Genomic DNA, 24,676 nt, shown 5'->3' with positions numbered 1-24,676 from the left:
GGTCCCTGGCCCATCACATCCGTATTCCATGTCTGCACCGCACTCTCCCGCGCCGCTCAGCGGCGGCAAGCTCGCGCTCGGCACCGTTGCCGTGTCGCTGGCGATGTTCATGAACGTGCTCGATTCGTCGATCGCCAATGTGGCGATCCCGACGATTTCGGGCGACCTCGGCGTATCCGTCGACGAAGGCACGTGGGTCATCACCATCTTCGCGGCGGCCAATGCCGTTTCCATTCCGCTCACGGGCTGGCTCACGCAGCGCTTCGGCACCGTGAAGCTGTTCGTCAGTTCGATCCTGCTGTTCGTGCTGGCCTCGTGGCTGTGCGGCATCGCGCCGAATCTGCCCACGCTGCTCGGCGCGCGGATTGTGCAAGGCGTCGTGGCCGGGCCGCTCGCGCCGCTTTCGCAGGCGCTGCTGCTGGGTTCGTGGCCGAAACAGAAGTCGTCGACGGCGCTCGCGCTCTGGTCGATGACCGCGCTGGTCGGCCCGATCGCCGGTCCTTCGCTGGGCGGCTGGATCACCTACGACTACAACTGGTCGTGGATCTTCTACATCAATATTCCTGTGGGCCTGTTTGCGGCGGCTGTGACATGGGCGATCTATCGCGAGCGCGAATCGCCCACGCGGCGTTTGCCGATCGATGGCGTGGGTCTGGGCCTGCTGGTCGTCTGGGTCGCGTCGTTGCAGATCATGCTCGACAAGGGCAAGGATCTCGCGTGGTTCGATTCGCCGCTGATCGTCGCGCTCGGCTTGATCGCGCTGGTGGGCTTCGCGTTCTTCATCGTCTGGGAACTGACGGCGGAGAACCCCGTGGTCGATATCCGCCTGTTTACGCAGCGCAATTTCGCGGGCGGCACGATTTCGATTTCAGTGGCCTATGGCATGTTCTTCGGCACGCTGGTGCTGCTGCCGCAATGGATGCAGGGCTATCTGGGCTATCGCGCGGTGGATTCGGGCCTTGCTACCGCGCCGCTCGGCGTGTTCGCGGTGCTGCTCACGCCGATCATCGGCCGCCTGCTGCCGCGCAGCGATCCGCGCTATATCGCGACCGTGGCGTTCGTGGGCTTTGCCGTGGTGTTCATGATGCGCACGCAGTTCTATACCGATGTCTCGCATTGGGACATCGTGTTGCCCACGCTGCTGCAAGGCATCCCGATGGCGATGTTCTTCGTGCCGCTCACGTCGATCATTCTTTCGGGCCTGCCGCCCGAGAAGATTCCGGCGGCTGCGGGGCTGTCCAATTTCGCGCGGACGTTCTGCGGGGCCGTGGGCACATCGCTGATCGGCAACGCCTTCAACGACCGCACGATCCTGCATCACGTGCGGCTCTCGGAGCAGGCGAGCCCGACCAATCCGGTGTTCACGCAGCAGATGGACAACGTGCAACAGTCGCTGCACCTGAGCGGCAACTCGGCCTACGCGCTGTTCAACAGTTCGGTGGATGCGCAGGCGGCCGTCATGGGACTGAACGATATTTTCTATATCTCGGCGATCATCTTTATCGCCATCATTCCGCTGATCTGGATTACGCGGCCTTCGCGTAGTGCTGCGGACGCATCGAGTGCCGCAGGTGCGCATTAATAAGTTCCATTAATTCGCGGTATTGTGCGTAACCAGATGTAAATAACGTAGCGGATTTTCTCAAGCCGGCGCGACCGATTATCGGTTGTGCCGGCTTTCGTATGCCTGACGCTAATTCAACGCAATTGGACGTAATGAAAGGCGGTGCGCGACAAATCACCGCACAAATGAAAAAGGGGTGGCCGCAGACTCGGTCACCCCTTTTATCTTCGGTAACTGTTCCGGAGTTACCTCAGACGGCGAAATATTACCATGCGGGTCAGGCTCTAATTGGGCTGAATTTGACAATAATCAAATTCGATAACTTGACAACAGCGTCGCGTGATTGCCACAGGTGTGTGACAGGCAGATGACGGCGTCGATGGCGTTTTTCCCTTTTGAGACAAGGTTTTAAGCGCCGAAAACTCGATATTTCCATATTTAGCAAATATCTGTTCCACCGCGTAAATCATCCGATTACATGGCTGTGGCACTTAAACTTCGCCGGAGATTGCGGAATGCGTCCAATACCCGGATGCCTTTCTGCGCGATCTGCAAGTCAAGCAAGTCAAGCAAGTTACTTTAGGAAAGTCATGAAGAACACTCTGATCATCGCGGGCGTCCTGAGCGCGTTCGCAGTTTCGGCTCACGCACAAAGCAGCGTCACGCTGTACGGTTCGCTGGATGCGGGTATCGTCTACGCGAACAACGCAGGCGGCCACTCGACGTGGAATCAAGGCAGCGGCGCGCTGTCGGACACGTACTTCGGCCTGAAAGGCAGCGAAGACCTGGGCGGCGGTCTGCATGCCATCTTCACGTTGGAAAACGGTTTCAACCTGAACAACGGCAAGGACACGGAAGCCAGCACGATGTTCAACCGTCAGGCGTTCGTCGGTCTGCAAAGCGACCGCTTCGGTACGCTGACGCTGGGTCGCCAGTACGACTCGATGGTTGACTTCCTGTCGCCGCTGTCGGAAACGGGCGCAGGCTACGGCAACAACCTGACGGCTCACCCGTTCGACAACGACAACCTCGACCACTCGTTCTCGGTCAAGAACGCTGTCAAGTACACGAGCGTCAACTACGCTGGCTTCAAGTTCGGCGGCATGTACGGCTTCAGCAACGACGCTGGCCAGTTCTCGAACAACCGCGCATGGAGCGTGGGTGCTTCGTACAACAACGGCCCGCTGAACGCATCGGCCGCGTACATGCAGATCAACAACTCGACGAGCCTGTCGAACTCGGCTAGCGGCGCAGTCGGTGCTGGCAACGGCAACAACTACAACCTGACGGCGCAAACGCAGCGCACGATGGGCGCAGGCGTGAACTACACGTACGGCCCGGCAACGGTCGGCTTCGTGTGGACCCACACGCAGTACGAAAACCTGCTGGCCGGTTCGGACAACGCAGGTTCGACGTTCAACATCCAGTCGGGCGCAAACCTGCACCTCGACAACTTCGAACTGAACGGCCGCTACGCGCTGACCCCGGCTCTGAGCCTGGAAGCAGCGTACACGTTCACGGACGGCAAGCTGAAGAACTCGGCTGGTTCGACCGATCCGAAGTGGCAGACGGCTTCGCTGCAAGCTGACTACTCGCTGTCGAAGCGCACCGACGTGTACGTCGAAGGCGTCTACCAGCACGCATCGGGCTCGTTCGGCGCTGGCCAGGCTAACGTCGCCATGATCAACACGCTGTCGCCGTCGACCACGCAAAACCAGGTCGCTGCTACGGTTGGTCTGCGTCACCGCTTCTAAGTCAACGCTTCGAATCGAAGCCTGACTGTCTGAAAACGTAAGCTGAACAGCGCGCGCGGCGGATCGGCCGGTTCGCCCGCGCGTCGAGAGGCAAGCGTCACAGCTGGCCCGTCGTGCGAAATGTGCTCACAAGGCGCACTTCGCCGGCGGGCCAGCTGCGTTTCAGGCCTTGTTTTACAGGGCCGATGCTGCAAAGGCCGCACGATAACGGCGCACCAGATCGCTGGCGGTGTCGTGCAGCAAGCCGGGATCTGCACGCAGCGCTGCGTGAACGGCATCCGCGAGTTGGTCTACATACGTCGTCGCGGCGACGTCTTCCGGCTCCCACGTTGCTGCAAAAGCGGCTTGTTTGGGCGGCTGCAATGGCTGGTCTCCGTATTCTCTGTGCACGATGTTGATGCGTGGCCGTGCGAACGCCATCGCCACGATACGGCCGTGCAGGCTGCTGCCTGCGTAGACGCGGCTCGATGCGATCAACGCGCAGATGTCCCAGATGTCGAGTGAATCGAACAGCACGGCTTTTATCGGCAGGCGTTGTTTCAGTCGCTCGTAGAGTGCGCGATCGTCGTGCCAGGGCGCAATGCCCGCACAAAACAGCACGATGCCGATGTTCTCTTCCTGTGCCATGCGCGAAAGCTCACGCGCGAGCACGTCGAGCGTGGCGTCGTCGCTGTAGCTCGCGTCGAACTGGATCGCAGAAAAGCCCTGCGGAAAGGCACTTTTTATTGCGTCGAGCGGTGTTTGTGTGGCGCGCTTTGCGATGTGCGCGCCGAACAGGTCGGCCACCATGACGGCCGGATCGGGAGTAACGGGCGCATCAATACCGCGTGTTTGCAGATGCATTTGCGTTTTTGCGTCCCGCACCGTGATTGCATCGGCGTGCTGGAGTTTGTCGATGACTTCCTGCTGAAAGAGATTGTCGCGTTGATCCAGCGCTGCGCCGCCCATTGCATGAAAGGCGATGCGTGCGATTCGCAATCTGGGCAATAAGGATTTCGAAAGCACATAAGGCGAGCGCGTTGCGATTCCCAACTGCTGCCGCGACCAGGCAAGCGGATTCGCGCACCATGCGCTTTCTTCTTCGATCATCGATTGCACGCGTTCTGGCGGCGTCAGCATGACAGCGGCTTCCCACGCATTGCAGGTGAGCAACTCACCGCCTGCGTGAATGAGATCGACAGGCGTTTGGCCCGCAGCGATTTCACCGATCGCATGCACCGCATGACCGCCGAACGCCCGCAGATCGCGCGTGACCAGGCCCGCAAAAACCGGCTCGCGCGGCGCGAGCAGACGAGCGAGCACATGCGCAAACAGCAGATCGCCGAAATTATGGCGATCGAATGCGCCGAACAACACCGTGCGTGCAGCCTGGGACATGAGCGGGCCTCGAATCGTTCGCACGAAATCGATACTACGCTGTGCCGCGCGGCAACGTGATTTAATCTGTCATGCCCAAACCGCACGTGGAGCCGTTCATGCAGGCGCTACCCATCAGGCTTTCTCCCGGCGACGATCTGCGCCAGGCGCTCGGTCTTGCGCTGGCGCTGCATCGCGCCGAAGCCGCTTATGTCGTGCAGGGAATCGGCAGTCTGAGCGCGGTGGAATTGCGCTTCGCGGGCGTCGATCAGCCCACCTCGCTGCGTGGCGATTACGAAATTCTCACGCTGGCAGGCTCGCTAGCCGTAAATGGCGCGCATCTGCATATGAGCGTTTCGGATGCGCAGGGCCGGGTGCTGGGCGGTCATGTTGCGCCTGGCTGCATTGTGCGCACGACAGCAGAAGTGCTGTTGACGCTGCTGCCCGGTTACCGCTTCACGCGCGAGCACGACGCGCAAACCGGCTTTCAGGAACTCGTGATTCGCAACGATCCTGAAGCGTAAAAAGCAACGCGGCGGCGCGAGGGTCGTCAAGACCGCTCACGCCGCCGCGTCTGTTTCGCTCTGTTCAGGCTTGCGCCTGCATCATCAGAACTTCAGGCGCATGCCTGCTGCCACGACAGCCTGCGTGTTGCTCGACGAAGCTGCGAGGCTGTAGATCGACGCATTGCCCAGCACGGCGATACCGTTCGCACCCGACACGCGCTGATACACGCCTTCGAGGTACAGGTCGGTGCGCTTGGACAGCGCGTAATCGGCCTGCAGCATGAACTGGTTCCAGTGCGGCGATGCGTTGCCCGCAGCGCGGCTGAGCGAACCGTCGGTGTAGACGTACGAACCGCCCAGGCTGAATTGCGGCGTCAGCTGATAGCGGCCGTTCAGTTCGTAGTTGTTGAACGTGAGGTAGTCCGCGTCGAAGGTGTTGAGCGAGCCGCCTTGTGCGATTTCCGTCGGCGAAGCGATCATCGTGCGCGTGAACACGGCGCCAACCTTGGCCGCGCCGATCGTGTAGCTCGCGCCTGCGCCCAGCGTGCGCGTGCGCGCGGCAACGAACATCGGATCGTTGTCGGTGCTGGTGCCGGCCGACAGCGCGCCGCCCGTGGTCGAGCCCGGCTGGTTGCCCTGGAAGTACGCGACCGCCACGTTCAGCGGGCCGCCGTTCCACGACGCGCCGAAGGTGTAGGCGTCGTTCTGCGAGAAACCGCCGCCCTGGTTGCTGAACGCGAAGGCTGCCTCGGCCTGGAAGCCTGCGTAGGTCGCGCTGCGGAACTTGATCGCATTGTTCATGCGAACGTCGTTGTTCAGGTTGTCGTTGTCGAACGGGTGATCGGCGATATTGCCGCCGAAGCCCGAACCGGTTGCCGACATCGGCGCGATCATATCGACCAGCGCGTCATACTGGCGGCCCAGCGTGACCGTGCCGTACTGGCTGCTGGACAGACCGACCCATGCTTGACGACCGAACATGTAGCCGCCGTTCGAGCCCTTGCCGGTGACGGTCGAGAAACCGTTTTCGAGGTCGAAGATCGCACGGAGGCCGTTGCCGAGGTCTTCGGAGCCACGCAGGCCCCAACGGCTCGTGCTGACGTTACCCGATTGCATCCCATACGTAGCGCCGTGGCCCGCCGACGATTTCTGGTTGCTGATGTAGTCGAGCCCCGCATCGACGGTGCCGTACAGGGTGACGCTGCTTTGCGCATGCGCCATCGACGACGCAGCCAGGGTGGCGAGCGCGAGAGTATTCAACAACGCTTTTTTCATGTCGATTCCGTAGTAGAAAGATAAGTCACCATGCGTATGGACGAGCGTGTGGTTAGGAGTCCAATTCACATGGCCGCAGCGATACAGCAGGAACCGAGAATTTAAGGAAATGCAATTACAGGTACGTGTCGAAAATGGCCTTCAAAATGAAACTTGGTTTAAGTTTCTGACATGAAAAATTTAAGAGCGCGTCAAACGAAGGCGGGAAAGGCGGGCGGCGAGGCGGGAATCGTGCGCGGGCGAACGCCGCGCGGCGGGCAATAACAGGGCTTGCGAGGCCGGCGCTACCGCAATGGCGGCGCCGGCCCGCACCGCTAATCGACGATCTTCTTCGCGACGAATACCCCGAGCAGCAGAAACGCAACGCACAGGATCAGGAAGATGAAGAACAGGATCTTGGCGATGGCGGCCGCACCGGCGGCAATACCGGTGAAACCAAGCAGAGCCGCTATAACGGCCACGATAGCAAAGAACAGAGCCATTTTCAGCATGGTCGATTTTCTCCTCGCGTGTGGGCGGCGCAAGCTCGCTCTGGCTCGCGCCGCGACTGGGCTGATTTGACGCGGTAAGGTGTCAGCAAGCGGTGTGCCCGAGCCGGCGAATCCCGCGAGGAGCGCCTTTTAACGCGCCGCACGCGCGCCCAGACTTCCCGGAAACGGCACGAACGCCAGGCTGCAATCGACCGGCGGATTCGCCGCGCCGCTCGCTGTCTGGGTGAGCGCGACGCCATTGCCCAGCCCTTGCAGCGGCAGATTCGTGCCGCCCGCGCCCACGCCGATCTGCGCATCCGCGGCCGCAATCGAAAGCGGCGCGACATCGGCCACGACGTTATTGAGCGTAATCTGCAGCGGATTCACCACGGGCGGATTCGGCAGCCCAGGCGTTCCGGCCGACCAGCCTTTGCCCGCGAGGATCGGATTCGTCGTATTGAAGCCCTGGAACGTATAGCCCGAAGCATTGACGATACGAATACCGTCGAGGCTGATATTGCGGAAGTTCGGATAAAGCCCCGCATTGGTCGTCGGGCTGTAGTAAGGCGAAAAGATCAGCGCTTGAGGTTTCAGCGCAGCCGTGGGGTCGGCCGTGCGGATGCAGACATTCTGGTAATGAATATTGGCGATCAGGCCGCTGCGGCTCCAGTCGGATTTGATGCGCAGGCCGTTGTCCGCGCCATCCATCACGAGGTCGTAGACATTCACGTTGCTCACACTCGGATAGACGCCGTCCAGCGCGGTGACATCGGCATTGGCCAGACCGTTATCCGATCCCGCGGATTCGCTGCCGATCGACATGCCGTGGCCTTCGTAGAAGTGGCTGTGCGCGATCGTGACGTTATAGGTGCGGCCGTTGACCGTGCCTGTGCCGCCCTTGATGGCGATGTTGTCGTCGCCGGTGCGAATCGACGTATAGGCGATGAGGATGTTGCTGGCGTCGCCGGTGAGCTTGCCGGGGTTGCCTGGGTTGCTCGTGATCGGCCCGGAACTGGCGGGGTCGATGCCGTCGGTGTTCTTTGCGTTGAGTGTGCTGTAAGGCGCGCCCAGGTAATTCGTCATCGCCTCGTAAGCGGCGGTTGGCGTGAAGATTTTCACGCCCCAGGCCGTGAAGCCGTCGATGCCGCTCGGTACGACGTGGAATTTGGGCGCATTCTGCAGCGTGATGCGATAGAGCGTGAAATTGCGGCCGTTGTTGATCTGGATAAGACGCGGATTGTTCTGCGAAGCGTTCTGCACGACGTTGGCCTGCCAGCCGATGTCCCACCAGCTCATGGCCGTGCCGTCCGGCCTTTTGAGCAGCGCCGGGTCGCCGGGAATGCTGCTGAGGAGCGGGCTGCCGCCGCGTCCGTCGATGGCGCCGTCGCCCATCACGGCGCTGTTGCTCGTTTTGGCGGCGGTGATGAGGGCGTTGCAGCCGTTGTCGCTCGACGTGATCACGCCGCAGCTTGCCGTGCCTTTGGTTTTGTCGAACTGGCGCGGATCGCGCGAGGCATAGAGCGTGACGCCGCCGTCGATCCAGAGTGTGACGCCGGTGGGCAGTGTGAGCGGGCCGGAGAGGAAGGCGTTCGCGCTGTCGGGGCCAGCCATGAGGTGCACGATTTTGTTGGTGGCGAGGCCGGTGCTGGCGGCGTTCGTGCAACTCGTGAGAGCGTTCTGGATGCGCGTGGTGTCGGGTGCGGTGTTGGTGGCGTCTGCGCTATCGGGCAGCAGGCCGTTGGGCAGCGTGGTGAGATGCGCGTTGAGCGTCGCGCACAACTGGCTCGTTGCAGGCAGCGTGGGTTCGGGCGGCAGCGCGCTATCGCTCGTGGTCGTGCCGACCTGGAAGCCTGGTGTGGTGGGTGGGGTGGGCGTGGTGTTATCGGATGCGTCGCTGGCCGGCGTGAGCGGCGTGACGGGCGGGGTATCGCTGCTGGTATCGCCCGCAACGTTCGGGCTATCCGCGTTCTGGCTCGCCGATGCGACCACGGGCGCAGTGGTGTTTTCGACCGTACCGTTGCCCGTTGGCGAAATCGAACCGCCGCAAGCGGAGAGTGTCAGCGCGACGCTCATCGTGCCGATCAGACCAGGGCGAATGAGAGCGCTTTGCGTGCGCGGCGAGCGCGCGCCATCGAGGAAGGACGAAGCCTTGTCGGAGCTGAATGCCATGTGTGATCCCATCGGATTGCATTGAAGTGCGCGGAGATCGGCAAGCTGCTCATCTGACAACGCGCTCGCCGTCGCTGTGTTGTCTTACAACGCTGCGTAGTGTAGTGATCCGATGAAGCGGCATCACACCTGGTAGATGCCCTGACATTTTTTCAGGATGACTGAATGAAATGTCGAGAAAAGGCGAGAGGATGCGCGTGAGCAGGCGGCATGAGGAAAGCGATAGATCGCCGTAGTTTGCGGCAAATCAATCGGTGTGCTGCGTCGCTTGCGCGGAATCTCCGCGCGCGTTTGACCGCGCTCAATGCAGACGTAATTGGCGAAAAAGTAGGCGACGACGTAGGCCGTCGCATCTACCGATATCCGCGGTCGCCTATTCGCACGCGCGAATCAGAAGCCGCGCGCAGCGGTTTTTTGACGCTGCGCAAGCCGCTGAAAAGCGGCCCGTCGTGCTGGAGGGGCGCACGACGGGCCAAACCGGCGCCGTACAGGGACGGCGCCGTCCGAGGGAGCGATGAGGCGAACCTAAAAGAGAAACGGCTTAGAGATAGCAGGCGCCATCCACATAAGCCTTGCGCCAGCGCACGATGCTCACGCGCTCGAACAGGCCGACGTGCGAAAACGGGTCCTGCGCGATAAAGGCTTCGGCTTCTTCGCGCGTTTCGACATCGACGATATAGATGCCGCCGCCTGCGCTCGAACCATCATCGTTGAGCTTGGCGCCGCAGGCCAGCAGCAGGCGCTTATGCTGCGCGAGAAAATCCAGATGCACGTCGCGTTCGCGCGCGCGCACGTGGCCGTGGTCAGGCTTGTCGAATGTCTCGATCAGAAACGGCATGGCTTACTCCGTGCTGGTCAGATTCAATTCGGCGCGATGGCGGACGGATGCTGCGCCAGCGGCGTCACGCTGATCTTCATGAACGGGAATAGCGGCAGCGCCGAAAGCAGCGTGTGCAGTTCGTCGTTCGACTCCACGTCGAATACGCTGTAATTCGCATATTCGCCCGCGACGCGCCACAAATGACGCCATTTGCCTTCGTGCTGAAGCCGTTGCGAAAAGGCCTTTTCTTCGGCCTTGAGTTTGTCGGCGTAAGCGGCGTCGGTGCCGTGCGGAATCTGCACCTGCATGTGCACGAGATACAGCATGATCAATCTCCGTTAAAAGTCAGGATGCGCGGCATCAGCCCCAAACCAGAATCGCCACCGAATACACGATGCCGATCCAGAACATCATGATGACCGTGTAGCCCATGATGTCCTTGAGCTTGAGGCGCGAGAGCGCCAGCGCGGGCAGAATCCAGAACGGCTGCACCAGATCGTTCCACGCATTGCCGAGCATCACGGCCGTGGACGTATGGCCCACCGATGCGCCGATGGTCTTCGCCGCTTCGATCATGAACGGACCCTGGATGACCCAGTGGCCGCCACCCGAAGGCGCGAAGAAGTTGATGACGAACGAGCTGATCAAACCCCAGAAGGGCAGCGTGGCAGGCGTGGCCACCTTGACGAACGCCTCGGAAAGCGTATTGACGAGCCCCGACGACGCCATGATCGCCATGATGCCCGCATAGAACGGATACTGAAGAATGATGCCGCTAATGGTGCGAATGCCTTCGTTGAGCTTCTCCACATAGCGGATCGGCGTGCCGAGCAGCAGAATCCCCAGAAACAGAATAAAGAAGTTAATCAGGTTCAGGTCGATCGAGCCGCCCTGCACGAAATGCAGCGCCACATAACCCATGCCGATCGCGCCGATCACATAGCTCAGCAGGCGGCTGTTATTCAGGCGATTGGCGAGCGTCTTGCCTTCGTCGATATCGATTGCGGGCGCGGCCTTGGGCGCTTCCTCCAGCGCGCGATCGATTTCCTTCACCGGCTGACCGGCCTTCGGATGCAGCCATGCATTGAGCAGCGGCAGCGTGATGATAGTCACGAGACTCGTGATCAGCATCGTCGGCGAGAAAATCGTTTCGGATAACGGAATAATGCCCATCTGGGCTTCGAGCGGATGTCCCTTGGTGGAGATCAGCACGGGAATGCTGGCGGAAAGTCCCAGACCGTACAGCGTGAAGCCGCTATAAGCCGAAGCGATGATCAGCGGGTAATGCACGCCCTTGACGCGCAGCGCAAGCTTGCGCGCGACGATGCCGCCCACCACGAGCCCGAAACCCCAGTTCAGATAGCTGCCGATACCGCCCACCAGCGTCGCGACGATGATCGCCATACGCGGCGAATCGACATGCGAAACCAGCCGATTCAAAAAGCGGTCCGTGAGCGGCGCGGTGGCCAGCACATAGCCCATGGCGAGAATCACGGCCATCTGCGTGGTGAACGCGAGCAGCGCCCAGAAGCCTTTGCCCCAGCTCGTCGTGAGCGCGGTGACGGTCTGGCCTTGCACGATGACGGCCAGCGCCATCGTGAGCAAAGTGAGGCCGATCGCAAAGACGAAGGGATCGGGCAGATACCGGCGCATCAGCTCGGTAAAGAAGGCAGTGACTCGCTGCATGGTTGTGTCTCTTTCAGGTCGTAGTAATTCTTGGGTCTCTCTCGCGTTGCTGCGAGTGTTTTGATCGGGACGGTACGAGGTAGGGAATCAGTCCTCGGCGCGCCCTGTGTGTTTTCGATGCCGCGCAAGCTGCATTAATTGACGGTCGCGCCAGGCCACGCGCGCGTCCCATTGATCGAGCGGTAAAGCCGTGCGCCGCGCGGCTTCCACCTGCGCGACCAGCTCGGGTGTCCACGGATCGTGCTGACCGCGCTCGGCGCCCATGTGTTCGTACGACGGCCCCATCTTCTGCGCATGCGAGGCAATGCCGCCGCGCGTATTCAGATCGACGGTTTCGAACGGGCCGATCACCGACCAGCGCGGCGCGAGGCCTTCGCGCATGACCGTATCGATATCGTCGACGGAAGCCACGCCGTCGCGCACGAGGCAATACGCTTCGCGCAGCACCGCGCCTTGCAGGCGGTTGAAAATGAAACCGGCCACTTCTTTCTTCACGCGCACGGGCATGAGGCCCGCTTCGCCATAAAGCGCGATCGCGCGCGTGGTGGCCGCGGCCGACGTGAACGGCGCCGGCACGATCTCGACGATGGGCACGAGATAGGGCGGGTTGCCAGGATGCGCCACGAGACAGCGCGCGTGTCCCGGCAGGCTTTCGTCGATGAACTTCGACGCCGCGAGAAACGACGACGCGCTCGCGAGGATCGCCTGAGGCGGCGCGAATTTATCCAGTTGTACGAACAGATCGCGCTTGAATTCCGCGCGCTCGGGCGCGCATTCCTGCACGAGATCGGCATTGGCCACGGCGGCTTCGAGCGTATCGACGATGTCGATGCGCTCTGCAATCTGAACGCTGCCTTCGTCGATCAGCGCGAAACGCGTGAGATCGGCGAGACGCAGCGCGATTTCGGCGGGCGCTGCCGCACGACGCTGCGCATCGGGATCGAACAGGCGCACGCGCCAGCCTGCGCGCGCGAACACGATCGCGAAGGCCACGCCGATGCTCCCCGCACCGACGATGCCCGCGCGACGCAGTGCGATCGTTTCCATCGTCACACTCCCGCGACGCCGACCGTCATGCCGCCGCACACGTAGAGCACCTGGCCCGTGACGAAGCCGCTGCGCGCGTCGAGCAGATACGAGGCGGCGTGGGCGACATCGTCGGGCGTGCCTACGCGTTTGACCGGCACGGCATCGATGATGGCCTGCGTGCGCGGCGCGCCTGGCGGATTGGCGCGATCGAATAGTTCGGTGCGGATGGGGCCGGGGCCGATGGCGTTCGCGGTCACGCCGAAAGCACCGAGTTCAAGCGCCCACACACGCGTCATGCCGATCAACGCGGCCTTGGTGGCCGAATACGCCGTGCGCAATTCCTTGCCGAGCGCCGCGCGCGACGACATATTGACGATGCGCCCGAAGCCCGCGGCCTTCATGCCCGGCAGCAGCGCCTGCATGCACTGCTGCGCGCAACGCACATTGAGCGCCCACGCGAGTTCGAGTTCTTCGAGTGTTTGATGCTCGGCATCGTTAGGCACGACCACGCCGACGTTATTGATGAGACGCGTGATCGGGCCGCCTTCGAGCGCGCGCGCGAGTGCGGCGGCGGTGGCCTGCGTATCGGTGAGGTCGGCGAGAATGCCGTCGCCTGCGCGGTCGATCACGACCGCTTCGTAGCCATCCGCTTCGCAGCGCGCGGCGCACGCGGCGCCAATGCCGGCCGCGCCGCCGGTGATCAAAACTCGTTCTTTAGCCATGATATGAATGCGATGTGTCTCGTGTATGGACAGATAAGAAGGATTGCTTATCGAATTCGTGCCGGATTGAGATCGATTGATGCGCGAGCTCAGACAGGTGCGATCAGACCAACGTCAAACGGTCGCCACCGGCGTCACGGGCGACCCCATCGCGCCCGGCAGCCGCAGCGGCGGCGCTGTGAGCATGAAGCGCGTGCGGCCATGTTCGCGCAGCCAGTTGGCGAGATCGCGCAGATACCAAAGCTCGCCCAGCGGCAGGCCCAGCTTGAACAGACAGTGGTGGTGCAACGGCATCAGCGGATGCTCGCCCGGCGTGGCGGGCTGGCGCGCGGGATAGCGTTCGACCGCGTAGTTATCGGCGGCCAGCGCGGCAATGCCCGAATCGCTGATCCATTGCAGCAGCCGTTCGTCACGGCCGTCGAGTGCGCTGCAATGGCTCGCGAGCACGGCTTCGTCGGGCTGTTTGTTCATCTCCAGCACCATCTCGGCGAACCCGGTGCGCAACACCAGCATGTCGCCGCGTTCGACTTCGACCTTGTCCGCTGCCATCACGTGCATGAGATCGTCGTAGCCGACCGTGCGGCACTCGCGCCCGAAATGCGCGGCCAGATCGATCAGCACGCCGCGGCCCTGCATGCCTTTGACGGCGAGATTTTCGATGCCTAGCACATCCGCATGGCTGTGCTCGCCGCCGCAGGCGTGCGGCGCGAAGCCGTCCTCGGCGGGATAAGTCATGGGGCCGACGATGTCGCGGTTCGCGCGATAGCCGTTGTAATAGACGCTTTCGGCCACGCCGTCGCCATCGGCGTCGAAACGCGCGCCTACGTGGGCAAGCGCATCCCATTGCGTCGAATATTGCAGCGAGAGCAACACCTGATCGTCGCTGACGATGTCGGTGGCCGACGGCTCGTTGCGCGCGAACGGGAAGTTCACATACGGCAGGCCGTCGCGAAACGTCGGGCGCAGCACGGGCGGGTGACGGCGCACGTTGAGCTTGCTTTCGCCGGGGAAATCGAGCGGCAGCGACAGCGTGAAACTCAGTCCCGCCTGGATTTCGCGTGCGCCCTTGAGCACCTGCTCCGCGCCGATGAGGTTGGGGCGGCCCAACTGATCGTCGGGTCCGAAGTCGCCCCAGTTCGAGCCTTCCGGCCGGTTCTTCCAACGCATGCTGTCTTCCTCCACATCTCTTTTGCGGCGCTGTTTTCGCGCACGTCCGGCCGTATCAGGCTGCGAGCAGCGACGGCGGAATCTGCGCGTACACATCGAGCAGCGCCTGCACGGCTTGCGGCTCGTTTCTCAACAGACGCGCCTTGGGCGCGCCGATGACGAGCGCAAACGCCTCGCCATGAATCAGGAACCCGCGCGCGAGACCGGCCACGTCTTCAACGCTTTCGCCGGTCGAGCGATGCCAGCCATCGACCACGCCTTGCTCGATCTCGCGTTCGAGCTTCGCGCGGTCGAGCATCGAACCATCAGCGGCGAGCGGCAGCGGCTCGCTGTTGTCGAGCAGCTTGCGGCGCGCTTCGGTGCCTAGCGCGCCGAGCAGGGCCTTGCCCGCCGCGCTCGCGATCGACATAAAGCCGCCGGGTTCGTCGCTGTAGCGAATCTTCTGGCGCGACTGGACCACGTCGAGATAGACGACGCGATTGCCCGCGAGCGAGGCCAGCCCGGCCGTTTCTCCGGTGGCGTCGCGCAGCGCGGTGAGCAGCGGCTGGAACATCAGCGTGAGCGGGTCCTCGCTGCAAATGTCGCGCGCGACGTGCAGCAGACGCTGCGTGGGGTAATAGCCCGCCTTCACGCCCGGCGCGTAGAGGTAGCCTTTGGCCACCATCGTCTGCAAAAGGGCATGACAGCTCGAAAGCGGGATCTCGGTTCGACGCGCAATTTCGCTGTAGATCATCGGTTGCCGGACTTCGGCAAAGAGGTTGATCACATCGAAGACGCGGACAGCAGTTTTCACATCCATGAGAGCATTATCGGCATATCGATAACGCTCTGACAATATGCTTACGGGTAAACACCTGGCGAGCGCGCATCGCCGTCCAGCCTGAGCGCGAGGCAATCGCGGGTTATCCCTTGGTTGACGCTATGAAACGGGCGCTCCATAGTCCGCACCTTCTGACTTTCGTTCGATAAATGAAAGGTTGTTCTTGATACGAACATTGCGAATGGCTTTCGGTTGAGGCCGCGTTTCGTATCGGGCCTCGATGTTTCTTATCGGAAAGGTAGTCGGATTCCACGTGTTTCGTATGAGAAACGCGGCGGTCGAAAACGATATTGGAGACGTACCTTGGCAGCTTCTTCTCTCGACACCCAGCATCGCCAGGCCCGCAAGGCCGGCATCGCCTCCTTCGTCGGCACGACGATCGAGTGGTACGACTTTTACGCGTACAGCACGGCGGCGGCGCTCGTGCTCGGCAAACTGTTTTTCCCGTCCAGCAATGCGGTCGTGGGCACGCTCGCGGCGTTCGCCTCGTTCTGGGTGGGCTTTCTGGCGCGCCCGATCGGCGGCATCGTGTTCGGCCATCTCGGCGACAAGGTGGGCCGCAAGAAAACGCTGATCATCACGCTCATGCTGATGGGCTTTTGCACCACGGCCATGGGCCTGTTGCCGACTTACGCCGAAGTGGGCGTGCTGGCGCCAGTGCTGCTGATTTTCCTGCGCCTGCTGCAGGGTATTGCGATGGGCGGCGAGTGGGGCGGCGCGGTGGTGCTGTCGTCGGAGCACGCGCCCAAGGGCAAGGAAATTCTGTTCTCTGCGTTCGCGCAGCAAGGCTCGCCCGCGGGCAATCTGCTGGCGACGGTGGCGTTTCTCGTGATTTCGATGCTGCCCGATCACCAGTTCATGACGTGGGGCTGGCGCGTGCCGTTCCTGATGTCGGCGCTGCTGGTGATCGTCGGCATGTTTATCCGCATGAGCGTCGATGAATCGCCGGCCATGAAGGAGTTGCAGGAGAAGAAGCAGGTCGTAAAGCTGCCGATCGCCGAAGTGCTGCGCAATCACAAGTCGCTGGTGGCGATGGGCGTGGGCGCGTGCGTGATTGGTTTGTCGGCGACTTACTTCAAGACGACGTTTGCGCTTTCCTGGGCGGTGACGACGATCGGCTTCGATCGCACGCAGTTTCTGAGCGTGATTACGTTCGCGATTGTCGTGCAGTTGATCGTGCAGCCGTTTGGCGCGGTGCTGGCGACGAAGCTCGATCTGCGCAAGGCCATTATTTACATGCTGGTGCCAGAGATTGTGGCGCTGCCGATCATGTTCTCGCTGATCGCCACGGGCTCGACGAAGCTGGCGATGTTCGGCATGGCGCTGGCTTCGATTCCGCATTCGCTCTACTACGCGGCGATGGCGGGGATGCTGGCGAAGGCGTTTCCGGCGCAGGTGCGCTATACGGGGATTTCGCTCGCGTACCAGATCTGCGGCATGGTGTTCGCAGGCACGACGCCGATTCTCGGCCAGTTCCTGCTGGGCGCGACGGGCAGCATTCTGTCGGTGGTGGCGCTGGGCATCGTGCACGTGATCATCACGCTGGTGTGCGCGCTGATGCTGGTAGCGCGCATGCAGGGCGAGGCGGTGGCGAATGCGAAGGGCGTGGTGACGGCGCGGGTTTGAGGGCGCGTATTTAAAGCGGTCACGCGGGGCGCGGAAATTTTCCGCGCCCCGCGGTCGTTTACGGCGCTTGCGCGGTCTTTGGCTTGTAACGTATCATTTTGATACGTTACAAAAACGACCATAAAGGACGCGCGATGCATTCCCGCTTCGACCGTTTCAGAACGACCGCGTTGGCCAGCCAGCTGGAGGCGCTGATCGATGCGCCGCAGCGCTACGTCGAATACGCGGTACTTTCGCGTGTAGGCGTGGCCGCGGTCTCCGCCGTGACGGACGAGATCGCGTTGAAGTTTCCCGAAGTGGAGCAGGACGCCACCGCGCGGCAATTCTGCGGCGCGATGGTGGCGGAGGTGATGCGGCGTCACGGCCACGAAGTCGTGCAGGCGCGCGGGCGCGTGAGCGGGGCGATCTTCAGCTATGGCGCGGTGTTCAGCGCGCAGCCGGTGATCTTGCCGTTCGCCGATGTGATCGATGGTCTCGCCGCGATGCCCGGGCGCTTCGCCGCGCTCGTCGCTCGCGTACCGCAGACACTATGGTCGCGCCGCCCGCACGGCACGGGCTTTTCGCTGCTCGAACACGCCTGCCATCTGCGCGATCTGGACGCGGTATTCGCCGCGCGTTTCAGCGCCGTGCGCAAAGCGGATCTACCGCTGATCGAATCGGTGAATGGCACCACGATCGCCGAAGAACGCAACTATATGGCGCAGGATCTCGCGGCCGCGCGTGATGAATTCGCGGCCGGCCGGCAACGCCTGTGCGCGTCGCTCAAGCGGCTGACGCCCGCGCAACTCGCACGTTGCGGCCTGCGTGACGGTGTGCGTCGCATGACGCTGGAGGAACTGGTGCGCGAGTTGCTCGATCACGACAAAACCCACGCACTCGAACTGGAAGAACTCGAACACGAATTGCAGGAACTCAGCGCGCAAGCATAAAAACCCTTGAGAACAAGGGCAAAAACGATCAGCGCCGCGCGGCTTCCGCTTCCAGGTACAGCTCGCGCAGCGCCTGGCCGAACACGCTATCCACTTCGCGCAGCACGCCCGCGCGCGTGAACAGCGCAATCGGCGGCAGCGTCCAGTCGAAGGTGTACGGCACGATCGCCACGCCCGCAATATGCACGAGTTCTTCGGCGATATCGGCGGGCACGATCGACACGGCATTCTCGTTCGCCGCAATCATTTCGCCGATCAAACGCGACGTATAGCTTTCCATGATCGGCACCGGCGGCGCCACGCCGGCATGCAGAAAGAGGTCGGAAATCTGCTCGCGGATGGGCGTATTGGGCGCGCCCAGAATCCAGTCGAGTTCCGCAAGCTTCTGCCAGTTCGCCTTGTTGCGCCCGAGTCGCGCGGCCAGACGGCGGCTGGCGATAAGACGCGGCGTCTGCTGATACAGCACCTCGAAGCGCAATTGCGTGACATCGACGGTCGCGGACGCCCGCCCGATCACCAGATCGAGCGAGTGGTCGCGCAGTTGCGGCAGCAGCGCGTCGCTGGTGCCTTCGTGGATCGTCATGGTCACGCGCTGCGGCAGGCGCGATTGCGCGAGGCGGATGGCCGAAGCCAGCGTGCGCCCCGAAATGAACGGAATCACGCCCACGTGCAGACGCGTGGCATGACCGGCCACCACGGCTTCGATATCGCGCGCGAGGTGATCGAGGTCGTGCAGCATCGCCTGGGCGCGTGTGAGCACGACATTGCCCAGCGGCGTGGGCGTCATGCCGCGCGGCGAGCGCTCGAACAGCGGCGCGCCGAACATGCTTTCCATTTCCGCGAGCGCGTTGGTCACGGCGGGCTGGCTGGTCGCCATATGCTCGGCGACGCGCGTGAGGGAGCCGTGCTGGCGGATCTGCAGCAGCAGCACGAGGTGACGCATTTTGAGGCGCGTATTCAGGCGCCGGGTGACTTCTTCGATACTGAACGACACGATCCGCTTTTGTTCCGCTGGTTCCGCTGATGCGAGCAAAAGCCCGCCGGAGAAGCCTCCGCCGCCCGCCGGGGCGGGTTTTGGGGGAGGTATCACAAAAAAATAATGGCCCCATACTAAATCAAAATGGGGAGCTTATGCCGGCTCTCTAGAATCGCCTCATTCGAATATGACCGCCGCGCCGTCCGTGCGCGGGGCCCATCAGCAGAGTGAGGAACATGAACAAGACCGATCGTCAGGCCGCCCTCGAATATCACGAATTCCCCACCCCGGGCAAGATTTCGGTGACGGCGAGCAAGCCGCTCGTCACCCAGCGCGACCTCGCGCTTGCCTACACGCCGGGTGTGGCCGTGGCCTGCGAAGAGATCGTCACCGATCCGCAGAACTCGTTCCGTTACACCGCGCGCGGCAATCTGGTCGGCGTGATCACGAACGGTACGGCGGTGCTCGGTCTGGGCAATATCGGCGCGCTGGCGTCGAAGCCGGTCATGGAAGGCAAGGCGGTGCTGTTCAAGAAGTTCGCCGGCATCGACGTGTTCGACATCGAAATCACCGAAAGCGACCCGGACAAGCTCGTCGATATCATCGCGAGCCTGGAAGCCACCTTCGGCGGTATCAATCTGGAAGACATCAAGGCGCCGGACTGCTTCACGGTCGAGCGCAAGCTGCGCGAGCGTATGAAGATTCCGGTCTTCCACGACGATCAGCACGGCACGGCCATCACCGTTTCGGCGGCGTTCCTCAATGGTCTGAAGGTTATCGGCAAGGACATCACCAAGGTCAAGGTCGTGACCTCGGGCGCGGGCGCCGCGGCGCTGGCCTGTCTGGACCTGATGGTCGATCTGGGCCTGCCGCTCAGGAACATCTGGGTGACGGACATCGACGGCGTGGTCTATCAAGGCCGCACGACGCTGATGGACCCGGACAAGGAGCGCTTCGCGCAGGATACGTCGGCGCGCTCGCTGTCCGAAGTGATCGAAGGCGCGGACGTGTTCCTCGGTCTGTCCGCCGGCGGCGTGCTGAAGGCGGAAATGGTCAAGAAGATGGCCGAGAATCCGCTGATTCTGGCGCTCGCCAACCCGACGCCGGAAATCTTCCCGGAAGTCGCGCTCGAAGCGCGCCCGGACGCGGTGCTGGCCACGGGCCGTTCGGACTTCCCGAACCAGGTCAACAACGTCCTGTGCTTCCCGTACATTTTCCGCGGCGCACTCGATGTGGGCGCAACGACCATCACGCGTCGCATGGAAATCGCCGCTGTGCACGCGATCGCCGGTCTCGCGGAAGAAGAACTCAATGATTCGGTCGCTGCCGCTTATGGCGCGTACGATCTGCGCTTCGGCCCGAAGTACCTGATTCCGAAGCCGTTCGATTCGCGCCTGATCGTGCGTATCGCGCCGGCCGTGGCGAAGGCCGCGATGGAAGACGGCGTGGCCACGCGTCCGATCGACGACTTCGCCGCCTACACGAATGAGCTGCAACAGTTCGTGTACCACTCGGGCGCGTTCATGAAGCCGATCTTCGCGGCTGCCAAGCAGTTCGTGCGCGATGGCGCGAAGTCGCGCATCGTCTTCGCGGAAGGCGAGGAAGAGCGCGTGCTGCGTGCCGTGCAGGTGATCGTCGACGAAAAGCTGGCGCGTCCGATCCTGATCGGCCGCCCGGAAGTGCTGCTCGCACGTATCGAGAAGTTCGGCCTGCGTCTGAAGCTGGGCGAAGACGTCGAAGTGACGAATCCTGAGTACGACGAACGATTCCATCAATACTGGACCACGTATTGGGAACTGCGTTGCCGCGATGGCATTTCGAAGGAAATGGCGCGCGTGGAAATGCGCCGCCGTCTCACGCTGATCGGCGCGATGATGGTGCGCCTGGGCGACGCCGACGGCATGGTGTGCGGCACGGTCGGTGCGTACCACGACCATCTGCGTTTCGTCGACGAAGCGATCGGCATGCAGCGCAATGCCAAGACCTACGCAGCGATGAACATCCTGCTGCTGGACAAGCGCACGGTGGCGATCGTCGATACGCACATCAACGACAACCCGAACGCCGAACAGATCGCCGAATTCACGCTGGCCGCTGCACGCCAGATGGAATGGCTGAACCTGCAACCGAAGGTGGCGCTGCTGTCGCGCTCGAACTTCGGCTCGGGCAGCTCGGCATCGGGCACGAAGATGCGCGAAGTGCTCAAGCTCGTGAACGAACAGGCGCCGGATCTGGAAATCGACGGCGAAATGCACGGCGACTGCGCGCTCGACGAAGCGCTGCGCCAGCGCATCCTGCCGCATTCGCGTCTGCAAGGCTCGGCCAACCTGCTGGTTTGCCCGAACGTGGACTCGGGCAACATCGCCTATAACCTGCTCAAGACGGGCGCGGGCAGCAACGTGGCTGTCGGCCCGTTCCTGCTGGGCGTGAATGCGCCGGTGAACATCCTCACGTCGAGCTCGACGGTGCGACGCATCATCAATATGGCGGCGCTGACGGTGATCCAGGCAAATCGCGATTGAGTTTGCCCAGGCCACGACTGGCCAGGATAAACCCGTAGGCAAAGGCGGCGACCCGAAAGGGCGCCGCCTTTTTCTTTGGCGTTCAGGATTCAGGGCGCATTGCGATTCACTTTTGTTATCGCCTCATTCTTCATTCGGATTGTTCGGCTATCGACGCCTGCCTATATTGGTGACCAATGCTCAAGTCCAATATCAGGAGACACCGCATGAAGCTGGTCCGCTGGGGCAATAAAGGTGCTGAAAAACCGGGCGTGCTCGATCGCGACGGCCACGTTCGCGACCTCTCGGGTGTGCTGCCCGATCTGGCTGGCGACGCGCTCGGCGCCGCGTCGCTCGACCGCCTTGGCGCGCTCGATCTCGCGCAATTGCCGCTCGTGCCGGCCGGTACGCGGCTGGGCGCCTGCGTGGGGCAAGTGGGCAAGATCGTTTGCGTCGGCCTCAATTATTCGGATCACGCCGCCGAATCCAATATGCCGGTGCCGTCCGAGCCCGTGCTGTTCTTCAAGGCCACCAGTTCCCTTACCGGTCCGCATGACGATGTGGTGATTCCGCCCGGTGCGCAAAAAGTCGATTGGGAAGTGGAACTGGGCGTGGTAATCGGCAAGGAAGCGCGTTATGTGTCGCGCGAACGGGCGCTCGATTATGTGGCCGGTTACTGCATCGTCAACGATGTGTCGGAACGCGCGTGGCAGATCGAGCGCGGCGGTCAGTGGGACAAGGGCAAGAGCGCCGATACCTTTGCGCCGCTTGGGCCGTGGCTCGTGACGCGCGACGAAATTGCCGATCCGCAGGCGCTCGATATGTGGCTCGACGTCGACGGCAAGCGCTATCAGCAGGGCAATACGCGCACGATGATCTTCGACGTGGCCACGGTCGTTTCCTATATCAGCCAGTTCATGAGCCTGCAGCCCGGCGATGTGATCTCCACGGGCACGCCGCCTGGCGTGGGCATGGGGCAGAAGCCGCAGCCGGTTTATCTGCGTGCTGGTCAGACCATGCGTCTGGGCATCGCGGGACTCGGCGAACAACAGCAGCGCGCCGTCGCCTCGACGGTCAACATGTGAGGGAGCGGCAGCCATGAATCAGCTTGATCTCAAGAATCGTGTGATGGTGGTGACGGGCGGCGCGCGCGGCCTCGGCTATGCGGTGGCGCAGCGCGCGTTGCGCTCGGGCGCGGCGGTATCGCTGTGGGATATCGACGCCGAACGGCTCGAACGCGCACGCGGCGAATTGTCCGAACTCGGCAGCGTGTCGGCGGTTAAGGTCGAATTGACCGATGAAGCATCGGTGGAAGCGGCCGCGCAACGCACGGTGGACACGCACGGCGGCATTCACGCGCTGGTGAATAGCGCAGGCATTACGGGTGGCAATGGTCTCACTTGGGAATTGCCGGTGGACGTATGGCGCCGCGTGATCGAAGTGAATCTGATCGGCAGCTATCTGACTTGCCGCGCGGTGGTGCCGCGCATGCTCGAGCAGGGCTATGGGCGCATCGTCAATATCGCTTCGGTGGCGGGCAAGGAAGGCAATCCCAATGCTTCGCACTACAGTGCATCGAAGGCAGGTTTGATCGGTCTGACGAAGTCGCTCGGCAAGGAACTGGCCACGAAAAACGTGCTGGTGAATGCCGTCACGCCCGCGGCCGCCAAAACCGAGATTTTCGATTCGATGTCGCAACAGCACATCGATTACATGCTTGCGAAGATCCCGATGAACCGTTTCCTGATGCCCGATGAAGCGGCTTCGATGATCGTCTGGCTCTGTTCCGAAGATGTGGCGTTTAGCACCGGTGCGGTGTTCGATCTTTCGGGCGGCCGGGCGACGTACTAAAGCATCGCGTTGCGATTCGATGCGTCTTACGGGGCGCATCGAGATAAAAAAGCGGCCGCAAACGCGGACCGCTGTGCAGTGGGATCGAAGGAGACATCGATGCCGAACGAAGCGTCACCGCCGCCGCAGGCACTGCAGCGCGCGGGCAGCAAAGCCATGCGGCGATTGTTGCCGTTCCTGCTCTTGATGTATGTGCTCGCGTTTCTCGACCGCGCGAATATCGGCTTTGCACAAAAGGCGCTGCAACACGATACCGGTCTTTCGGATGCGGCTTTTGCATTCGGCGCTGGGGTGTTCTTCGTGGGCTACGCGCTATTCGAAGTGCCGAGCAATCTGCTGCTGCATCGCATGGGCGCACGCATCTGGATGTGCCGCATCATGGTGACGTGGGGCCTGATTTCCGCAGCGATGGCATGGGTGCAGTCACCTGCATCGTTTTATACGTTGCGCTTCTTGCTGGGCGTGGCGGAAGCCGGATTCTTCCCCGGCATCATCTATTACCTCACGCAATGGTTTCCGCAGTCGGCGCGGGCGCGCGCGATCGGGCTGTTTTATTTCGGCGCGCCGCTGGCATTTATCTTCGGTGCACCATTGTCTGGACTGCTGATCGATATGCATGGCATCGCCGGGCTGGCGGGCTGGAAATGGCTGTTTCTTGTTGAAGGCGCTTTGGCTTCGCTGGTGGGCATCTGGGCCTTCTGGTATCTGACCGATAGTCCCGAAGAGGCTCGCTGGCTCGATGCCGATGAACAACGCGCGCTGGCCACGGCGCTGCGCATCGATGCGGGCGCGGCGGCGGAACATGGTCCGCGCGGCGTGCTGGCCGCATTGGTCGACCGGCGCGTGCTGGCTTATGCCGCAATTTACGCGCTGATCCAGATGAGCGTGTATGGCGTGGTGTTTTTCCTGCCGCAGCAGGTCGCGTCGCTGGCGGGCGCGGCGGTGGGATTGAAGGTCGGTTTGCTGGCGGCCGTGCCGTGGGTCTGCGCCCTCGTGCTGACGTGGCTTGTGCCGCGCCGCGCCGATCGCAAGAACAGTCATCGGGTGTGGGCCGTTGGGCTGCTGGTGCTTTCGGGGTTCGGTATCGCGGTATCGGGCATGGCAGCGGAACTCGCGGTCCCGGTGGTTGCGATGATCGGCCTTTGCTGCGCGGCCAGCGGATTTATCGCCGCGCAACCGTTGTTCTGGACGTTTCCAGCGCGCGATCTCACGGGCGTGGCGTCTGCAAGCGGCATCGCGTTGATCAACTCGCTCGGCGGTCTGGGTGGCTTTGTTGCACCACTGTTGCGCGCCGCCGCAGATCGGCATTTTGCTTCGCATGCCGCCGGGCTGGAATTGCTAGGCCTTGCTAGTCTCATTGCAGCGGCCCTTGTTTTTATCGTAGTGCCGCGTGGTGGCGCGCGTCGAACCGCGGCATTCGAGCATCCCACTGGCAGTGCACACTGATTAGCGTAC

Annotated in this window: 21 protein-coding genes; 9 read left to right on the top strand and 12 right to left on the bottom strand. The window is 62.3% G+C overall.

Annotated features, from left to right (window positions below; all coding sequences use genetic code 11):
• Positions 1-28 precede the first annotated feature (28 nt).
• Positions 29-1,582, top strand: coding sequence for a DHA2 family efflux MFS transporter permease subunit (locus tag U5A67_RS05220; RefSeq protein WP_321813307.1), 1,554 nt, complete (start codon positions 29-31; stop codon positions 1,580-1,582).
• 572 nt (positions 1,583-2,154) lie between these two features.
• Positions 2,155-3,318, top strand: coding sequence for a porin (locus U5A67_RS05215; RefSeq protein ID WP_205986310.1), 1,164 nt, complete (start codon positions 2,155-2,157; stop codon positions 3,316-3,318).
• A gap of 174 nt (positions 3,319-3,492) precedes the next feature.
• Here U5A67_RS05215 and U5A67_RS05210 read toward each other — a convergent pair whose 3' ends face one another.
• Entirely contained in the window at positions 3,493-4,695 is a 1,203-nt protein-coding gene (locus U5A67_RS05210; protein WP_321813306.1) for a polysaccharide pyruvyl transferase family protein, read from the bottom strand.
• Between the two features lie 98 nt (positions 4,696-4,793).
• Between U5A67_RS05210 and U5A67_RS05205 the strand changes: the two genes are divergently transcribed.
• A complete protein-coding gene (locus U5A67_RS05205; RefSeq protein ID WP_321813404.1) occupies positions 4,794-5,198 on the top strand; it encodes a PPC domain-containing DNA-binding protein in 405 nt (134 codons plus the stop codon).
• Between the two features lie 84 nt (positions 5,199-5,282).
• On the opposite strand, the gene U5A67_RS05200 is transcribed toward U5A67_RS05205, so the two are convergent.
• From U5A67_RS05200 to U5A67_RS05155, 10 genes are all read right to left on the bottom strand, one after another.
• Positions 5,283-6,455: a porin gene (locus U5A67_RS05200; protein ID WP_205986312.1), complete on the bottom strand. Its 1,173-nt coding sequence runs from the start codon at positions 6,453-6,455 to the stop codon at positions 5,283-5,285.
• Positions 6,456-6,769: 314 nt separating this feature from the next.
• The gene (locus U5A67_RS05195; protein WP_205986313.1) at positions 6,770-6,946 is read right to left on the bottom strand and encodes a DUF1328 domain-containing protein; all 177 of its coding nucleotides are present in this window, start codon (positions 6,944-6,946) and stop codon (positions 6,770-6,772) included.
• Positions 6,947-7,075: 129 nt separating this feature from the next.
• Positions 7,076-9,094, bottom strand: a complete 2,019-nt coding sequence (locus U5A67_RS05190) for a glycoside hydrolase family 28 protein (protein WP_321813305.1) — start codon at positions 9,092-9,094, stop codon at positions 7,076-7,078.
• Positions 9,095-9,635: 541 nt separating this feature from the next.
• Positions 9,636-9,932 (bottom strand): YciI family protein, encoded by a 297-nt coding sequence (locus tag U5A67_RS05185; protein WP_205986315.1) that lies wholly within the window; start codon positions 9,930-9,932, stop codon positions 9,636-9,638.
• A 23-nt stretch (positions 9,933-9,955) separates the two neighbouring features.
• Entirely contained in the window at positions 9,956-10,240 is a 285-nt protein-coding gene (gene catC, locus U5A67_RS05180; protein ID WP_027819040.1) for a muconolactone Delta-isomerase, read from the bottom strand.
• A gap of 34 nt (positions 10,241-10,274) precedes the next feature.
• Entirely contained in the window at positions 10,275-11,600 is a 1,326-nt protein-coding gene (locus U5A67_RS05175) for a short-chain fatty acid transporter (RefSeq protein ID WP_321813304.1), read from the bottom strand.
• An 87-nt stretch (positions 11,601-11,687) separates the two neighbouring features.
• Positions 11,688-12,647: a 3-hydroxyacyl-CoA dehydrogenase gene (locus U5A67_RS05170; protein WP_321813303.1), complete on the bottom strand. Its 960-nt coding sequence runs from the start codon at positions 12,645-12,647 to the stop codon at positions 11,688-11,690.
• Positions 12,648-12,649: 2 nt separating this feature from the next.
• Positions 12,650-13,351, bottom strand: coding sequence for an SDR family oxidoreductase (locus U5A67_RS05165; RefSeq protein WP_205986318.1), 702 nt, complete (start codon positions 13,349-13,351; stop codon positions 12,650-12,652).
• Positions 13,352-13,465: 114 nt separating this feature from the next.
• Positions 13,466-14,518 (bottom strand): cyclase family protein, encoded by a 1,053-nt coding sequence (locus U5A67_RS05160; protein ID WP_205986319.1) that lies wholly within the window; start codon positions 14,516-14,518, stop codon positions 13,466-13,468.
• A 55-nt stretch (positions 14,519-14,573) separates the two neighbouring features.
• Positions 14,574-15,317 carry an IclR family transcriptional regulator gene (locus U5A67_RS05155; RefSeq protein WP_321813302.1) on the bottom strand — a complete coding sequence of 248 codons (744 nt, stop codon included), beginning with the start codon at positions 15,315-15,317 and terminating at the stop codon, positions 14,574-14,576.
• A 324-nt stretch (positions 15,318-15,641) separates the two neighbouring features.
• Here U5A67_RS05155 and U5A67_RS05150 point away from each other — a divergent pair, with 324 nt between their 5' ends.
• Positions 15,642-16,964 (top strand): MFS transporter, encoded by a 1,323-nt coding sequence (locus U5A67_RS05150; RefSeq protein ID WP_321813301.1) that lies wholly within the window; start codon positions 15,642-15,644, stop codon positions 16,962-16,964.
• A gap of 134 nt (positions 16,965-17,098) precedes the next feature.
• The gene (locus tag U5A67_RS05145) at positions 17,099-17,893 is read left to right on the top strand and encodes a DinB family protein (RefSeq protein ID WP_321813300.1); all 795 of its coding nucleotides are present in this window, start codon (positions 17,099-17,101) and stop codon (positions 17,891-17,893) included.
• A 28-nt stretch (positions 17,894-17,921) separates the two neighbouring features.
• On the opposite strand, the gene U5A67_RS05140 is transcribed toward U5A67_RS05145, so the two are convergent.
• Positions 17,922-18,836 carry a LysR substrate-binding domain-containing protein gene (locus tag U5A67_RS05140; protein ID WP_241024382.1) on the bottom strand — a complete coding sequence of 305 codons (915 nt, stop codon included), beginning with the start codon at positions 18,834-18,836 and terminating at the stop codon, positions 17,922-17,924.
• 269 nt (positions 18,837-19,105) lie between these two features.
• Between U5A67_RS05140 and U5A67_RS05135 the strand changes: the two genes are divergently transcribed.
• The 4 genes from U5A67_RS05135 (at position 19,106) to U5A67_RS05120 (ending at position 24,667) form a co-directional block, all read left to right on the top strand.
• Positions 19,106-21,391 (top strand): NADP-dependent malic enzyme, encoded by a 2,286-nt coding sequence (locus U5A67_RS05135; protein WP_205986324.1) that lies wholly within the window; start codon positions 19,106-19,108, stop codon positions 21,389-21,391.
• A 206-nt stretch (positions 21,392-21,597) separates the two neighbouring features.
• Positions 21,598-22,455 carry a fumarylacetoacetate hydrolase family protein gene (locus U5A67_RS05130; protein ID WP_205986325.1) on the top strand — a complete coding sequence of 286 codons (858 nt, stop codon included), beginning with the start codon at positions 21,598-21,600 and terminating at the stop codon, positions 22,453-22,455.
• 13 nt (positions 22,456-22,468) lie between these two features.
• Entirely contained in the window at positions 22,469-23,221 is a 753-nt protein-coding gene (locus U5A67_RS05125) for an SDR family NAD(P)-dependent oxidoreductase (protein WP_205986326.1), read from the top strand.
• A 99-nt stretch (positions 23,222-23,320) separates the two neighbouring features.
• Positions 23,321-24,667: an MFS transporter gene (locus tag U5A67_RS05120; protein ID WP_321813299.1), complete on the top strand. Its 1,347-nt coding sequence runs from the start codon at positions 23,321-23,323 to the stop codon at positions 24,665-24,667.
• Positions 24,668-24,676 lie beyond the last annotated feature (9 nt).

The sequence above is a fragment of the Paraburkholderia sp. J69-1 genome (assembly GCF_905220255.1).
Classification (GTDB): Bacteria; Pseudomonadota; Gammaproteobacteria; order Burkholderiales; family Burkholderiaceae; genus Paraburkholderia.
Note: the sequence above shows the minus strand (reverse complement) of the source record. Positions and strands in the feature narration are given on the sequence as shown.

Excerpts from the sequence above, each read along its gene's own strand:
- U5A67_RS05155 (WP_321813302.1), bottom strand. The coding sequence starts at position 15,317 with ATGGATGTGAAAACTGCTGTCCGCGTCTTCGATGTGATCAACCTCTTT.
- U5A67_RS05215 (WP_205986310.1), top strand. The coding sequence starts at position 2,155 with ATGAAGAACACTCTGATCATCGCGGGCGTCCTGAGCGCGTTCGCAGTT.
- U5A67_RS05130 (WP_205986325.1), top strand. The coding sequence starts at position 21,598 with ATGAAGCTGGTCCGCTGGGGCAATAAAGGTGCTGAAAAACCGGGCGTG.
- U5A67_RS05210 (WP_321813306.1), bottom strand. The coding sequence starts at position 4,695 with ATGTCCCAGGCTGCACGCACGGTGTTGTTCGGCGCATTCGATCGCCAT.
- U5A67_RS05120 (WP_321813299.1), top strand. The coding sequence starts at position 23,321 with ATGCCGAACGAAGCGTCACCGCCGCCGCAGGCACTGCAGCGCGCGGGC.
- U5A67_RS05125 (WP_205986326.1), top strand. The coding sequence starts at position 22,469 with ATGAATCAGCTTGATCTCAAGAATCGTGTGATGGTGGTGACGGGCGGC.
- U5A67_RS05220 (WP_321813307.1), top strand. The coding sequence starts at position 29 with ATGTCTGCACCGCACTCTCCCGCGCCGCTCAGCGGCGGCAAGCTCGCG.
- U5A67_RS05185 (WP_205986315.1), bottom strand. The coding sequence starts at position 9,932 with ATGCCGTTTCTGATCGAGACATTCGACAAGCCTGACCACGGCCACGTG.
- U5A67_RS05200 (WP_205986312.1), bottom strand. The coding sequence starts at position 6,455 with ATGAAAAAAGCGTTGTTGAATACTCTCGCGCTCGCCACCCTGGCTGCG.
- U5A67_RS05175 (WP_321813304.1), bottom strand. The coding sequence starts at position 11,600 with ATGCAGCGAGTCACTGCCTTCTTTACCGAGCTGATGCGCCGGTATCTG.
- U5A67_RS05165 (WP_205986318.1), bottom strand. The coding sequence starts at position 13,351 with ATGGCTAAAGAACGAGTTTTGATCACCGGCGGCGCGGCCGGCATTGGC.
- U5A67_RS05135 (WP_205986324.1), top strand. The coding sequence starts at position 19,106 with ATGAACAAGACCGATCGTCAGGCCGCCCTCGAATATCACGAATTCCCC.
- U5A67_RS05145 (WP_321813300.1), top strand. The coding sequence starts at position 17,099 with ATGCATTCCCGCTTCGACCGTTTCAGAACGACCGCGTTGGCCAGCCAG.
- U5A67_RS05195 (WP_205986313.1), bottom strand. The coding sequence starts at position 6,946 with ATGCTGAAAATGGCTCTGTTCTTTGCTATCGTGGCCGTTATAGCGGCT.
- catC (WP_027819040.1), bottom strand. The coding sequence starts at position 10,240 with ATGCTGTATCTCGTGCACATGCAGGTGCAGATTCCGCACGGCACCGAC.
- U5A67_RS05140 (WP_241024382.1), bottom strand. The coding sequence starts at position 18,836 with ATGCGTCACCTCGTGCTGCTGCTGCAGATCCGCCAGCACGGCTCCCTC.
- U5A67_RS05170 (WP_321813303.1), bottom strand. The coding sequence starts at position 12,647 with ATGGAAACGATCGCACTGCGTCGCGCGGGCATCGTCGGTGCGGGGAGC.
- U5A67_RS05190 (WP_321813305.1), bottom strand. The coding sequence starts at position 9,094 with ATGGCATTCAGCTCCGACAAGGCTTCGTCCTTCCTCGATGGCGCGCGC.
- U5A67_RS05160 (WP_205986319.1), bottom strand. The coding sequence starts at position 14,518 with ATGCGTTGGAAGAACCGGCCGGAAGGCTCGAACTGGGGCGACTTCGGA.
- U5A67_RS05205 (WP_321813404.1), top strand. The coding sequence starts at position 4,794 with ATGCAGGCGCTACCCATCAGGCTTTCTCCCGGCGACGATCTGCGCCAG.